Source organism: Stenotrophomonas sp. YJH_SMC_53, from assembly GCF_059369995.1.
In genome coordinates this window covers 131,865-145,311 of sequence record NZ_JCAFTF010000006.1, presented here as the reverse complement: position 1 = coordinate 145,311, position 13,447 = coordinate 131,865, and the positions used below count along the sequence as shown (strand labels likewise).

Below are 13,447 nucleotides of genomic sequence, written 5' to 3'. Positions count from 1 at the left end.
CCTCTCTCAACGGTTGAGCCTGCCCAGCAGCATCGCGCGCATGCGGCGGGCGCGCTGCTCGTCAAACGGTGCCAGATCCCCGCGCGCGGCGTCAGGCAGGTGCTGCCCCGCGCGCTCGCCAGGGCCGAATGCGTAGTAGCGGAAGAGCCCTTCCCAGGCTTGCTTTTCGCGCGCCGGCAGATCACGCACGGCCCACATCGCGTGGTGCAGCGCCGCCAGCGCGGATCCCAGCCAGGCCGGCGAGCTTCGCCACCAGTAGTTCACCAGCACGTTGAACGGTTCCAGGCTGCGTACATGGTGCCACCACATGCTGGGAATGAAGATCGCATCGCCGGGCCCAAGCACTGCACTGCGCGCCTGCACCAGCGCCTCGCGGAAACGTGGATGCCGATCGAAGTCAGGCTGTTCGAAGTCCACCACGCTGACCACCTGTCCGCCCGGCGTGGGATCGAGCGGGCCCGGATAGAGGTTGTCGATCTGGGCGGGCGGGAACAGGGTGAACTCGCGCCGCCCCACCGCGCAGCAGGCGAGGTTGTCGGGTGTGTCGAAATGGCACGAGGCCGTCACCCGGTTGCCGATCCAGATGCTGGCGGTGGCGTCGATGCCCTGCTTGGCCAGACCGGCATCGTTGGCCTGCGCGAATGTCGGCAGCAGTGCCCGCGCGATCGGCAGCGAGGCCACGTAGTAGGTTGGCGGTTGCGGTGCATGCAGCGTCATGGCGATCTCTTCCAGCACCTGGGCCAGCACGCCGCGTCGCACTTCGAAGTTCAACCGGGTGAAGTCCGCGCTGTAGAACGGGCGCCCCCCGATCTCGGGGCCGCCGAACGAGTACTGGATGGGCGCACCCGCATCGACGCTGCACAGGTACGCCATTGCGTCCTGGACCCCGCCCAGTCCGGCCTGGACCAGCGGCCAACCGCTGGCGATGCCGCGCAGTACAACCGGCTCACCGGCCTCCACCAGGTCAGCCAATGGCAAGGCGGCAGGATCGATGCCTTCCAGGATCCGCATCGGCAGGCGGGCGTGCACCGGTCAGTTCCTGACCGCCTGCGCGGTGCCGTCCTGCACGCGGAGGCGGCGCTGCTTCTCGGCGATCAGGCGGCGCATGTTATGCAGCGAGGCAAGCATCAGGTATGCACCTTCCAGGTAACCGGCGCGGTTCAACGCAGCCAGGCGCGAACTGTCCAGCGCCGCCAGGCGCTCGCGGTCGATGCCGTGCAATCCGCTCACGCTCACCCGGTGGTGCGGCGCGATCTGCACGTCGAGCGTGACCGGCTGGATGAGGCCGCAGTCGTCGAGCATCGTGAACATACCGGCCGCGAAGGCACTGCCCTCGTGGATGCCGCGCAGCACCCCGGCGATGTGGTCCAGGTAAGGGGTGTTGCCGCCCTGCGGCAGGAACAGCGGCTCACCGACGCCGGCGGTGACGCGCGGATGGTCCAGGTCCACGTGCATCACCGCATCCTGGGTGAGCAGGCCATCCACGTAGTGCTCCTGGAAGCCGATCAGGAACGGCCCTTTGGCGGCCGCGCCAGGCAGGTAGGAGGCATTCCAGCGCCCGTCCAGCAGGAACAGGTTCTCGTGTTGTTCGAAACCCAGCAGGGCCACGGACTGCCACGCTCCCGTCCCGGCTTCCCTGCGCAGGAAGATCGGATACTCACGCTGCAGTTCGGCGAACTCGCTGGGATAGGCCGGCACCATGCCCACGGCATCGCCGAACTGCGGCCCGAATCCGGTGGCGACCTTCAGGTCCCGATGCGCGATGTTGTTGAGCATTTCATAGCGGGCCATCAGGGTATCCAGTCCAGTGCGGGGTGGCTGGCCGGCAGCGTAGCGCAGGCGCGACAGGTGCGGCGACACCGTCCCGGCACGGCACCGCTGGCGGGCAGCGGTGCCGTGCCGGACGCATCGGCAACCAGGCTCAGAACTTGTAGCGTACGCCCAGCATGTAGCGCGGGCTCTGGTCTGCCAGCTTGACGATCATCTGCGACGTGCGCGAGCGCCACCGCACATCCTCGCCGGTCAGGTTGATCGCCTCCAGGCTGAAGGACCAGTGGTCATCCAGCGCGTAGTTGACGCTGAGATCCCACTGCTCGTACGGCTCCACATAGTAAGGATTGCGGCTGGAGCCCTGGTTGGCCAGGATCAGGTACTGGTCGCGCCAGTTCCATGCCAGGCGCACCGACCACCCGTACTTCTCGTACATCAGCATGGCGTTGGCGGTATCGCTCAGGCCGGTGAGCGAGAACTGGTCGATGCCAGGGTCACCGCCATTGTTGTAGCCGACATCGCCTTTGACCACGGTGTAGTTGGCCAGCACGCCGAAGCCGGTGTCGCCGAAGAAGTACTGTCCGCCCAGCTCCCAGCCATGCAGCTTGGATTTGTTCTGGTTGATCGGGCGATTGACGTTGAACTGGTACAGCGGGTCGTTGGGCTGCCCATACAGATCGTAGGCCGCTTCGGTGGCCAGCACCTGCGCATCAGTGCCGTTGTAGGCGCCCAGGCCGGCAGGATTGTTGCGCAGCAATGCCAGTGCGGTGAACAGCGAGGTGTCGTTGGCCGAGCAGGCAGCGGCATTGGCCGGCCCGACCTGAGCGACGCAGGCGCCGCTGGTCAGGAAGTCCAACGCCGCCCGCGCATCCGGCCCGGAGGTCGGGTCGGTGAGGCCGTACAGGCTTTCCTGCACGACGGTGTTGCCGATGAAGTTGCTGACCGACTTGTTCCAGTAGGTCAATGACACATAGCTGGCGTCGGCGAAGTACCACTCCAGCCCCAGGTCGAGGTTGTCCGATTCCAGCGGCTTCAGGCTCGGGTTCTGCGAGTTGCCGCTGGCGCGCGACGAGGGATCGATCAGCACCGAGCCGAACGGCTGCTGGGCCCCGGGTCCCGCATAGAGATTGCCATACGGCGCGCGGGCGATGCTTTTGCCGAACGAAACGCGGCCCTTCAGCTCCTCGGTGAGGTCGATGCTGAAATCAAGGTTGGGCAGGATGTAGCTGTAGCGCGCCTTCTCTGTGAAGGGTTGCTGCTCATCGGACAGCACGATGCGGAAATCGTTGTTGGCCTGCCACTCGATGGACTCGGGGACGGCAATGACCGAGGTCGACACTACATCGGTGGTTTCATAGCGCACGCCCAGGCGGGTGTTGGTGCGCATGCCGCCCAGCTCCCCGTCCAGCTCCACCTGGAAGTACGCCGCCTTGGTCTTCTCTTCCACGAAGTTGTCGGCCGCGCGTTGCGGGTTCACACCCAGGCCGACGCCGTACTCGCGCGATGCCCATTGCGCGAGCTGCCCGGCATTGCCGCGCCAGGCGGGCCAGCTGTTGGCACTGTAGTCGTCGAACAGGCCGACGATGCTGACCGGCTGCAGCAGGTCCATCAGGCCTGCGGCGGTATCCCGGTCCACGTTGGCCACGCCCCAGTCGCCCAGGGTGGAGTAGGCCTCGGCGGCCTGGATGCGGTGGGTGGTGGACTTGTTGGTGTCCACGCCGAACTGGAAGCGCCCGTGGTCGAAGTTCCATTCGCCATCGACGCGCGCCTGCTTGATCTCGCTGATCTGGGTCTGCGCGTTGACGCGCAGCACCTGCGTGCCGACCTCGCCTTCCTGGAAGCCCGGATTGACCACGCCATTGGTCCCGGCGAGCGCATCGGCGGTGCTGGGATACCAGACCTGGGTGCCAACCGGCAGGCCATTGTTGAAGTTCAACTCCTGCACCCAGGAGCCACCGCAATGCGGGCCACGGGTGCAGTTGTTGGTGCCGGCGATGCTCATGAAGATCGAACCACCGCCGGTGAGCGGGTCATTCGGGCGGCTCTCGTTCTTCGAGTTGTGCGCATCGAAGCTGAGCTTGAAGCGGTCGCTGACATTCCAGACGGCATTGAAGCCCAGCGAACCCAGCTTGTACTCCTGCATGCTGCGCTGCTGTTCCAGGCCGAAATCCTTGGTGCCGGCGATTTCACGGATGTATACCGGCGTCGCGACGGCGCCACTGGTGTCGAACTCGACGTTGGTGTAGTTGCTGTTCTGCAACCACATGCCCTGCTCGCCGCGATTCTCGGTGATCTCGTTGGTCGAGTAGGTGTAATCCACGGTCAGGGTCAGGCTGTCCGTCGGTGCGAACTGCAGCACGGCCTGGCCGTTGACGCGTTCGCGCTCGAATTCGGAGAACGCGTAGCGCAGGTCGTTGGGCCGCGCGTAAAGCTGGCCGACGGCCGGGGCATTGACCACGTTCGGATTGCCCGGCATCGACCCTGTCCACGGCTGCACGTTCCAGTAGTTCTCCGTGGCCTGCACCGAGCCACCCTTGCGCTTCTGCTGGCTCGCGCTGAGGCTGACGCCAAAGGTCTTTTCCGGATTGCTGTAGCTGAAGATGCCCGACAGCTCCGGTGTCAGGTCATTGTCGAACGGCTGGCTCTGGTCGGACACCAGCTTCGCCCCGGCGTTGGCCACGATGCCGGCGTGATCGAGCGGGCGCGAGGTCAGGATGTTGATCGTCGCACCGATGCCACCGCTGGGCACCTGTGCCTGGCTGGTCTTGTAGACCTCGATACCATTGATGGCCTCGGCGGCCAGCTGCGCGAAATTGAAGGCGCGGGTGCCGCCGTCGACACCGCCGATGGCGACCTGTCCAGAGGCACCGAATGCATCGGCACCCGGCATCTGCCGACCATTGAGCGTGACCATGTTGAACTGCGGACCGAAGCCACGCGCGGTCACCTGCGCACCCTCGCCGTCACGGCGCTCGATGGAGATGCCGGTGATGCGCTGCAACGATTCGGCAAGATTGGTATCGGGGAACTTGCCGATGTCCTCAGCGCTGATCGCGTCGACCACGCCCGCCGAGTCGCGCTTGATGTCCATGGCCTGGCTCAGGCTGTTGCGTATGCCCGTGACCTGCACTGCATCGAGCTGGGTGGGCTGCGACTGGCTCTGCGGCTGCTGCCCGGTCGCCGGTGCTGCGTCCTGCGCAAAGGCAGGATTGATGACCAGGGCGCCACCCACGAAGGTGAACATGGCCCGGGACCGGAACTTCGCCAATGCGCGGCTCATGAACCGGACCTCGGGGCCAGGGTGCCGCGGAAACTGCAAGTGCTCATGAAAGTCCCCTCTGACATACGATCGAATGGATGTACCGCCCCCTCCCAGGGGCACGCACGGGCGTGGCCCGCATTCCAAACCGAACAGCACGGGTGCTCAGGCACGCCGCGACTTACACTTGCTTTTCAAGCCTGCCAGGACAAACACGCGGCAAAGAAGGCAGCCCCTGGACCTTGGATCCCCGTCCGACTGGTAGCGCTACCATCGCGTTGCAGCGGAGAGTAGTCACCGCGGTTCGCCGTTGTCACCATGCAGCGCAGCAAAACCGCCTGCGGGCCAAACAGCTGATGACTCGGCCGTTGCTGCATCCGGTCACGCTCACCCGACGTAGGAAGAATGCCCGCACTTGCGGGTCATCCAGAAAGGAACGCACCGTGAACGCTCTTCAGCGCATCGCCGCCGCAGTCGGCTTCGCCGTACTCGTTTCGTCCGGCTCCTCGGTTTTCGCCGCCAACACCGTCATCGTGGGCGGGGCAGAAATGTACCCCACCAGGACCATCGTCGAGAACGCCGTCAATTCCAAGGATCACACCACGCTGGTTGCAGCGGTCAAAGCAGCCGGCCTGGTCGACACCCTCAACGGCGCCGGGCCCTTCACTGTTTTCGCGCCCACCAATGCGGCCTTCGAAAAGCTGCCTGCAGGCACTGTCGAGACACTGGTGAAGCCTGAAAACAAGGCACAGCTGACCCGGATCCTGACCTACCACGTCGTCCCGGGCAACTACAGTTCCGCCCAGCTTCTGGCCGATGCCCGCAAGCACAGCGGCAAGGCCACCCTGAAGACCGTGCAGGGTGAGCCTCTCACCGTGGCGCTCCACGATGGCAAGCTCTGGGTCATCGACGCAAAGGGTGGAAAGGCAGGCATCAGCATTGCAGATGTCGGCCAGTCCAACGGCGTCATCCACGTGGTCGACACCGTGCTGATGCCCAAGTAAGCGGCCTCACGCAACGGGCATCCGGCGCGATGCCCGTTGCCTGGGCCGGTCATCCCGACGTCACCATGCGGATCCCTGCCCGGCATGGCGTCGTGGCTACCACTCCGGCCCGAGCAGCTTGGTCACTTCGGCCTCCAGTTTCTGCGCGGCCTCATCCTGGGAGGCGACCTTGATGCTCAGCCCCGACTGCGCCGGCCCCGGCACCAGCTGGTAGCGGTTGATGGTACCGCCACCGTCGCCGTCCAGCGCTACCCGCGCCACTACCGTGCGGCCATTGGCGTGGAAGGTCCAGTCCTGATAATCAAACATGCTTCAGTAGGTGTGCGGCCAAGATGTCATCCCACTTTTAGCGGCACGACAGTGAAGAACGCTCCAGGAGGATGTTCAGAGCGCGTGGACATGATGACGACAGGGCCTATTGCAGTGTCCGCGCCAACTGCAGGACATCGGCGAAGAAGGAGGGATAGTCGTCCTGTGGAGCGCTGTGGGTCTCGCGCCGGTGAACCAGACGCACGGCGACCACGCGCTGTTCCGGGACGATCATCAGGTATTGGCCCAGGTAGCCGTTGGCGGCAAAGCCGACGACCGGTCCCCGTGAGATGTCGTAGAGATCGGCGAGCTTCAGGCCGCGCGCGGAGATCTGGCTGCCGTAGCGCTGGGACCCGTCCGCGCCCAGCTGATTGGCGAGGAAGGCGACCAGTGCGCTGCGGCTTTCGAATACTCGCCCTGCGCTGGCCTGCAGTGCGCGCTGTACGTCGTCGTCCACGCCCCTTTTCACCAGCAGATCCCGCAGCCGGGGCTTGAGCTGGTACCGTTCCCAGGCCGGTATCCGCCACCACAGCAGCCCAACATCTGGCGCACGGGCGCTTTCGGTCGTCATCAACGCGACCGACTGCTCACTCAGGAGACGTCTGCCATCCGGTGCCACGCCTCCGTCCAGCAACAGTTGCCCGATGGCGGCAAGATCGGCCGCGCGCAGGGACAGCCCGGCCATGCCCAGCGGGGTGCCTGCCTCATCCTTCATCCAGGTGTAGTGGGCAATGCCCAGGGGCTTGAACAGCCGCGCGTCCAGATACGCGTCCACAGGCTCGCCTGCCAGGCGCTCGACAATGCCGGGCAGCAGGTTGGTAGCCTTGTTGTTGTAGGAGAACACGTTGCCCGGGTCATCGCTCAGCTCGGCAGCCAGTGCCAGCTTGACCAGGTCCGGGGCCCCTTCCAGCTCTTCGCCCGCGTTCGCCACGTTCTGCAGGCCCGAGGTATGGTCCAGCAGCATGCGCACGGTAATGGCGCTCTTCCTGCCCTGCTTCCATTCGGGATAGATCCGGCTGACCGGCGTATCGATCGAAGCCAGCTTTCCTTCGTCCAGCAGCAATGCAATGGCCAGCGCGACGACCGACTTGGTGGCCGACATCAGGTGAACGGATTCCTGCCCGGCGGCGGGCTTCAGCTCAAGCAGCGTCTCCCGCTCATGCATCACCAGGACCGCATCGGAATGCGCGGCGCGTGCATTGCGCTCGATCGCGGCAAGGGCATCGGCACGCGTCGCCGCTTGGCTGGGCCCGGCGATGCCGAACACCAGAGCCAGGGCGCAGGACAACCAGCAGGATCTTGGCATCGCAATCTCGTCCAATGAGTGTGTGCGTAGCTTGACTACATGTGTAGTCACGCTGCAGTGCCTGAAGTCATGGCCCGCTTGAGTGCTGAACGTGGGCTGGGCGCCGCCCCCGGCCCACCTGCAACGCGGTCCAGGGTAGCGGTCGCCATGCCGCGCCGCACGGTATGATGCGGCCACCCGGAACCTGCGATGATTGCAGCGGCCGCCCATCCGCTGATCGCGCGCGCCAGGCCCACCTGCGCCGGGGTCGCTGCAGGTGCCGCTGAAGCCCCACTCCATGCTCGCCCCCCAAGCCCCCCTCGTGATCTGGGCAGCGGTCGCCGTTGCCACCCTCGGTCTGCTGTTCCGTCCTTTGCGCATCCCCGAATATGTGTGGGCGTTGGGCGCTGCCGCCCTGTTGCCTTTGCTGGGCGCGGTGTCGCTGCATACCGCATGGGGTGCGGTGGCCGAAGGCCGCGACGTCTACCTGTTCCTGGTCGGCATGATGATGCTGGCCGAACTGGCGCGGCGCGAAGGCCTGTTCGATTGGGTCGCGTTGTACGCGGTGCGGCATGCGGGCGGATCCGGGCGACGCCTGTTCGACCTGGTGTTCCTGGTCGGCACGCTGGTGACGGTGTTCCTGTCCAACGATGCAACGGCCGTAGTGCTGACGCCGGCGGTCTACGCTGCCTGCAAGGCGGCGCGCGCCAATCCCCTGCCCTACCTGTTCGTCTGTGCATTCATTGCCAATGCGGCCAGCTTCGTGCTGCCCATTTCCAATCCGGCCAACCTGGTGGTGTACGGCCAGCACCTGCCGCCGCTGCTGCAGTGGCTGGCGCAGTTCGCGCTGCCGTCGGCGGCGGCGATCGGTGCCACCTACCTGGTCCTGCGCTGGGTGCACCGGCGCGAGATCGCCCAGCCGCTGGTGGCCGCGCCGCCGCATCGCCCGTTGACCGACGGCGGCCGGCTGAGCGCACTGGGCGTGCTGTTCACCGGCACCGTGTTGCTGGTCACGTCGGCCTTGAACGGGCCATTGGGCCTGACCACGTTCTGCGCAGGTACGCTGAGTGTTGCGGTGGTGGCGATCCGCCAGCGGCGCAGCCCGCTGCCACTGCTGCGCCACGTGTCCTGGGGGGTGCTGCCGCTGGTGGCGGGACTGTTCGTGCTGGTGGAAGCGGTGGCGCAGACCGGTGTCATCCAGACCGCGGCCAGCGCCCTGCAGGCCCTGGCGCAGGCATCTCCCCGCCAGGCCAGCTGGCTGGCCGGTGGCGCGGCTGCGCTGCTGAGCAACGTAGCCAACAACCTGCCGGTCGGCCTGGCCGCCGGTTCGCTGGGGCAGATGGCCGACCTGCCGGCGCAGACCCGTGCCGCATTGCTGGTCGGCGTGGATCTGGGACCCAACCTGTCGGTCACCGGCTCGCTGGCGACGATGCTGTGGCTGGTGGCGCTGCGCCGCGAGGGCGAGCATGTCAGCGCGCTCGACTTCCTGCGCGTCGGCGCGCTGGTGATGCCGCCGGCGTTGATCGGAGCACTGCTGCTGCTCTGATCGGCGCACGAGCGGCATGCGCTTCTAGAAGGCCACCTGCAGGCGGGTGTTGAAGGTGGTGCCTTCATCCCTGCCCTGGCCGGTGCCGCTGCGGTTGCGGGTCTGCCAACGGATCGCCTCGAACATCACGCGGCTGAAATCGTTGAGATACCAGTTCGCACCCAGCGTCCACGCGTGGCCGGTACCGCCACTGGGCAGCTCGGCATAGTCCACATCCTCGTAGCGCCCCTTCAGTTCCCATGCCCCGGCACCGCCGCGGGTGACAGGATCGGCCACCTTGACCCGGCCCCAGGTGCCGGCCTTGCCCGAATAGGCCGGCCTTGCACCGGCCAGGAACCAGCCAGCCGAAATCGCCCAGGCCTGGTGGTCCAGATCGTAGCGCCCGCTGGCGTCGGCCCCGCGCAGGTTGCGCGTACCCCATTCGCCGGTCGCCCAGGCCGGCCCGAAGAAGCCTGCCAGTTCCGCGCCATAGGCCGTGCTGCGCTCGGCGCCCAGCAGTGTGCCCGGCGCGATCTTGACCAGGTCGTTGAAGTGCCCGGCGATGGCCGAACTGCGGACGACGCCGCTGGCGCCTGCGGCGATCTCCTCGTGGAAGGCCCAGGCCCCCAGGTGCACCGTGACCGCATCATTGGCCACCGGGTTCCAATGCACGCGCGTGGCCCAGGTCTGGCTGTCGTTGTCGGTGCCGGCGTTGTTGAGATCGTTGCCGGCCACCGACAGGCTGGCATGCCAGTCCTTGCCGTACACGCGCTCGGTCAGGCCGACACCGAACAGGCCGCGCTGCGGCAGCATCAGCGTGCCGACCACGTTGCGGTCCTGGAACGGCGTGTTGGAAGTACTGCTGGAGCCGTCGATACCCCGGTCGTTGAGGCGGTTGCCCACGGTCAGGTCGGCCGGCAGCCCGAACAGGCGGTGGTCCACGGTGGCGTAGACCGACTTCCACGCCACCGCGTTGTCGGCGAAGTCGCCTTCCACCGCCCAGCCGAGGATGCCGTAGCGGCCTTCGGCGCCCAGCCGCACCGAGCGGATCTCGGTACCGGAGATGTTGCGGTCACTCACGGACGATCCGTCTGTGCTGGACGCGTCGACGAACAGGCGTCCGCGCGGACGGAACGCCACGCTGCCATCGGCACTGCTGAACTCCGGTGCGCCCTTGGACCAGGTGACCTTGGGCGCCTTGGCCTGGCTGGATTCCAGTGCGGCGACGCGGGTGTCCAGCGCGGGGCCCTGCGTTGCGGCCGCCGCACCGGCGGTGCTGTGCCCGCCCTCCACGGCACGCAGGCGCGCCTCCAACTGCTGGATCTGCAGCGCCTGCTGCTGCACCAGGCGTGAGAGTTCGGCCTGGCTCAATGGTGCGGGTGGGGACGAAACAGCCTGGGCGCCAGCATGGCCACTGGCCAACAGCAGGCCGAGCGCGACCGACAGCGCTGCCAGCGGCAGCACGGTGGAATGGTTCATGGACTCTCTCCGGCCAGCCGGCCCCCTGGCCCGGCGCTGGCCTGTTGCGGTGGTGCGGGGGAAGATCGGGGGAGGAAGCGCGCGCCGCCGGATCGGCCCGGCGGCGCGGCAGGCGGGCTCAGCCCGGCCCGGTCAGCTGGTGGCCTGGGCTTGGGCGTTGGGACGCCAGGTGATCAGCTTGTTCTCGACCACGTCCAGCAGCGCGTCGATGACCAGCACGAAGGCGGCCAGGATGATGATGCCGGCGAACACACCGACGGCGTTGAAGTTGCCTTCTGCCTGCGCGATCAGGTAGCCCAGGCCCGCCGAGGCGCCGAGGTACTCACCGATGATCGCGCCGACCACGGCGAAGCCCACCGAGGTGCGCAGCGAGGACAGGATCCAGCTGGCCGCTGCCGGGAAGTAGACATGGCGTAGCAGGTCGCTGCGGCTTGCGCCCAGGATGCGGGCATTGGCCAGCACCACCGGATTCACCTCGCGTACGCCCTGCATGGCATTGAAGAACGTGGTGAAGAACACCAGGGTGACCGCCAGCGCCACCTTCGACCACAGGCCCAGCCCCAGCCACAACACGAAAATCGGGGCCAGCACCACGCGCGGAATTGCGTTGAAGCCTTTGATGAAGGGATCGAGGATGCGCGCCGAGCGGCGGCTCAGGCCCAGCCAGACACCGCCGGCCACGCCGAGGCCGGTGCCGATGATGTAGCCCAGCGCGGTTTCGGTCAGCGTGATGTAGACGTGCTGGTAGAACGAGGTATCGGACAGCCAGGTCCAGGCCTGCTGCACGATCGCCGTTGGCGACGGGAAGAAGAACGGATCGATCACGCCCAGCGCGATGCCGCCCTCCCAGCCGCCGAACATGGCCACAACCAGAGCCAGTTGGATGAACTTGTCAGTCTTGGCGTGCATAGCTCTTCTCCACTTCGCCGCGCAGGCAGGCCCAGATGTCGCGGTACAGGTCGGTGAAACGGTCATCCAGCTTGATTTCGGCCACGTTCCGCGGCCGTTCCAGATCCACGTCGAAACTGCGCACGACACGGCTGGCCGGGCCGGAGGACAGCACCACCACGCGGTCGCCCAGGGCGATCGCTTCTTCCAGATCGTGGGTGATCAGGATCACCGAGCGCCGGTCCTCCTGCCACAGGCGCAGCAGCTCGTTCTGCATCAGGTGCCGGGTGTGGATGTCCAGCGCCGAGAACGGCTCATCCATCAGGATCACCTTCGGTTCGACGATCAGCGCCTGCGCCATCTGCACGCGCTTGCGCTGGCCACCGGACAGCTGGTGGGGGTAGCGATGCTCGAAACCGGCCAGGCCGACCTTGGCCAGCCACGCGTTGGCCTTGGCCTTGCGTTCGGCTTCGGGCACGCCACGGAAACGCAGGCCGAGCTCAACGTTCTGGTATGCGGTCTTCCACGGCAGCAGCGCGTCCTGCTGGAACAGGTAGCCCACCGACTCCTGGACGCCGCTGACCGCACGGCCGTCGATGCTGACCTGGCCGGACGACGGCTTCAGCAGGCCCGCCACGGAATTGAGGATGGTGCTCTTGCCGCAGCCGGTTGGCCCAACGATGGCAAGGAACTCGCCATCACCTACCTGGATGTCGACATCACGAACGGCGGTGAATTCGCCGAAGGACATGGTCACCTTGTTGAGCGCGACCATGGTCTGTGCAGGCTCCAGCTGCGGTGCGCCATTGAGGTGGCGCACGGTGGCATTGAGGGCCATGGGGTTACCTCCGCTTACGGTTGGGCAGCCGGCGCCGCAGCGTTGGCACGCTCGACGAAAGCATTGGTGTAGGTGCGGGACAGATCGATATTGGCCTTGGCCACATCCGTATTGAACTCGCGCAGCACCTTCAACGGCGTTTCCAGATCAGCCGGCGTGAAATGACCGTCGCGGGTGAAGATCGCGCGGGCGTTCTCCACCGCGCGCGCATAGGTGGCGCGGTCGCCAGAAACGTAGTTGTCCGGCAGCGCCGCAACGATGTCTTCAGCACTGTTGTCGGCGATGAACTTCAACGCCATCTGCTCGGCGCGGGCGATCTTCTCGGCCGCTTCGGGGCGCTTGTCCAGGAAGCTCTGGTTGGCGTACATCACCGAGGTTGGATAGAGGCCGCCATAGACCTGGCGGGCGCCGTCGTCGCTGCGCGCGTCGAGGAGGATCCTGCCGACCTTGCGTTCGGTGATCAGGGTGGCGGCAGGATCGTAGTTGACCAGCAGGTCGATCTTGCCCTGCTCCAGCGCGGCCACTGCTGCGGCGCCCGAGCCGACGCCGATCAACGAGATGCTGTCAGCCGGAATATCGTGCTGGGCGAGGAAGTGACGGACGAAGAAATCCGACGATGAGCCCGGTGCGGTAATGCCGACCTTCTGGCCCTTGATGGTCTCCGGGCGGGCCGGATCGAAGGTGGCATCCTCGCGGCCGGCCATCACCAGGCCGGAGTTGCGCGAGAGCAGCACGAAGGCCACCACGTCCTTGCCCTTGGCCTGCATCTGGATGGTGTGGTCGTAGAAGCCGACGGCCACGTCGGTGGAATTGGCCACCAGCGCCTGCAATACCTTGGAGCCGCCCTGGGCGAAGTTCTCGGTCTTCACCTGCAGGCCGACGTCCTTGAAGTACCCCTTGGCGTCGGCGATGAAGAACGGCAGGTTGTTGAGGTTGTAGGAGCCGACGCTGATGCGTACCGGTGCATTGTCACCACCGCCGGCGGATGCGCCTTCGGTGCGCCCGCTGTTGCTGCATCCGGCCGCGGCCAGACCAGCCGCGCACAGCGCGGCCATCAAGAACTGCTTGTACATCATCCCTCCCAGGAGTG

At 66.3% G+C, this 13,447-nt stretch carries 11 protein-coding genes; 2 read left to right on the top strand and 9 right to left on the bottom strand.

What is annotated here, in order from left to right:
- Positions 1-6 precede the first annotated feature (6 nt).
- The 3 genes from AC5P7X_RS11465 to AC5P7X_RS11455 form a co-directional block, all read right to left on the bottom strand.
- A complete protein-coding gene (locus AC5P7X_RS11465) occupies positions 7-1,029 on the bottom strand; it encodes a cupin-like domain-containing protein (protein WP_495214839.1) in 1,023 nt (340 codons plus the stop codon).
- Positions 1,030-1,032: 3 nt separating this feature from the next.
- Positions 1,033-1,791 (bottom strand): SapC family protein, encoded by a 759-nt coding sequence (locus AC5P7X_RS11460; protein ID WP_495214838.1) that lies wholly within the window; start codon positions 1,789-1,791, stop codon positions 1,033-1,035.
- Between the two features lie 130 nt (positions 1,792-1,921).
- Positions 1,922-5,050, bottom strand: a complete 3,129-nt coding sequence (locus tag AC5P7X_RS11455) for a TonB-dependent receptor (RefSeq protein ID WP_053496574.1) — start codon at positions 5,048-5,050, stop codon at positions 1,922-1,924.
- Between the two features lie 422 nt (positions 5,051-5,472).
- On the opposite strand from AC5P7X_RS11455, the gene AC5P7X_RS11450 reads away from it, so the two are divergent.
- Entirely contained in the window at positions 5,473-6,033 is a 561-nt protein-coding gene (locus tag AC5P7X_RS11450) for a fasciclin domain-containing protein (RefSeq protein ID WP_053496573.1), read from the top strand.
- 96 nt (positions 6,034-6,129) lie between these two features.
- Here AC5P7X_RS11450 and AC5P7X_RS11445 read toward each other — a convergent pair whose 3' ends face one another.
- Both AC5P7X_RS11445 and AC5P7X_RS11440 read right to left on the bottom strand, forming a co-directional pair.
- Entirely contained in the window at positions 6,130-6,342 is a 213-nt protein-coding gene (locus tag AC5P7X_RS11445) for a hypothetical protein (RefSeq protein WP_005416609.1), read from the bottom strand.
- A 106-nt stretch (positions 6,343-6,448) separates the two neighbouring features.
- Positions 6,449-7,630, bottom strand: coding sequence for a serine hydrolase domain-containing protein (locus tag AC5P7X_RS11440; protein ID WP_329842246.1), 1,182 nt, complete (start codon positions 7,628-7,630; stop codon positions 6,449-6,451).
- 295 nt (positions 7,631-7,925) lie between these two features.
- Between AC5P7X_RS11440 and AC5P7X_RS11435 the strand changes: the two genes are divergently transcribed.
- Positions 7,926-9,173 carry an arsenic transporter gene (locus tag AC5P7X_RS11435; RefSeq protein ID WP_329842244.1) on the top strand — a complete coding sequence of 416 codons (1,248 nt, stop codon included), beginning with the start codon at positions 7,926-7,928 and terminating at the stop codon, positions 9,171-9,173.
- 24 nt (positions 9,174-9,197) lie between these two features.
- Here AC5P7X_RS11435 and AC5P7X_RS11430 read toward each other — a convergent pair whose 3' ends face one another.
- The 4 genes from AC5P7X_RS11430 to AC5P7X_RS11415 all read right to left on the bottom strand — a co-directional run bounded on the left by AC5P7X_RS11430 (position 9,198) and on the right by AC5P7X_RS11415 (position 13,430).
- On the bottom strand, positions 9,198-10,631 hold the full coding sequence (locus tag AC5P7X_RS11430; protein ID WP_253134848.1) for an OprO/OprP family phosphate-selective porin: 1,434 nt from the start codon (positions 10,629-10,631) through the stop codon (positions 9,198-9,200).
- A gap of 132 nt (positions 10,632-10,763) precedes the next feature.
- Positions 10,764-11,540, bottom strand: coding sequence for an ABC transporter permease (locus AC5P7X_RS11425; protein WP_329842241.1), 777 nt, complete (start codon positions 11,538-11,540; stop codon positions 10,764-10,766).
- The gene (locus AC5P7X_RS11420; protein WP_053496569.1) at positions 11,524-12,357 is read right to left on the bottom strand and encodes an ABC transporter ATP-binding protein; all 834 of its coding nucleotides are present in this window, start codon (positions 12,355-12,357) and stop codon (positions 11,524-11,526) included. The genes AC5P7X_RS11425 and AC5P7X_RS11420 overlap by 17 nt, the downstream gene beginning before the upstream one ends.
- A 14-nt stretch (positions 12,358-12,371) precedes the next feature.
- On the bottom strand, positions 12,372-13,430 hold the full coding sequence (locus AC5P7X_RS11415; protein ID WP_070489222.1) for an ABC transporter substrate-binding protein: 1,059 nt from the start codon (positions 13,428-13,430) through the stop codon (positions 12,372-12,374).
- Between the last annotated feature and the right edge of the window lie 17 nt (positions 13,431-13,447).

Coding starts and splice junctions, on each gene's coding strand:
- AC5P7X_RS11460 (WP_495214838.1), bottom strand. CDS start 1,791: ATGGCCCGCTATGAAATGCTCAACAACATCGCGCATCGGGACCTGAAG.
- AC5P7X_RS11455 (WP_053496574.1), bottom strand. CDS start 5,050: ATGAGCCGCGCATTGGCGAAGTTCCGGTCCCGGGCCATGTTCACCTTC.
- AC5P7X_RS11445 (WP_005416609.1), bottom strand. CDS start 6,342: ATGTTTGATTATCAGGACTGGACCTTCCACGCCAATGGCCGCACGGTA.
- AC5P7X_RS11435 (WP_329842244.1), top strand. CDS start 7,926: ATGCTCGCCCCCCAAGCCCCCCTCGTGATCTGGGCAGCGGTCGCCGTT.
- AC5P7X_RS11430 (WP_253134848.1), bottom strand. CDS start 10,631: ATGAACCATTCCACCGTGCTGCCGCTGGCAGCGCTGTCGGTCGCGCTC.
- AC5P7X_RS11425 (WP_329842241.1), bottom strand. CDS start 11,540: ATGCACGCCAAGACTGACAAGTTCATCCAACTGGCTCTGGTTGTGGCC.
- AC5P7X_RS11420 (WP_053496569.1), bottom strand. CDS start 12,357: ATGGCCCTCAATGCCACCGTGCGCCACCTCAATGGCGCACCGCAGCTG.
- AC5P7X_RS11415 (WP_070489222.1), bottom strand. CDS start 13,430: ATGTACAAGCAGTTCTTGATGGCCGCGCTGTGCGCGGCTGGTCTGGCC.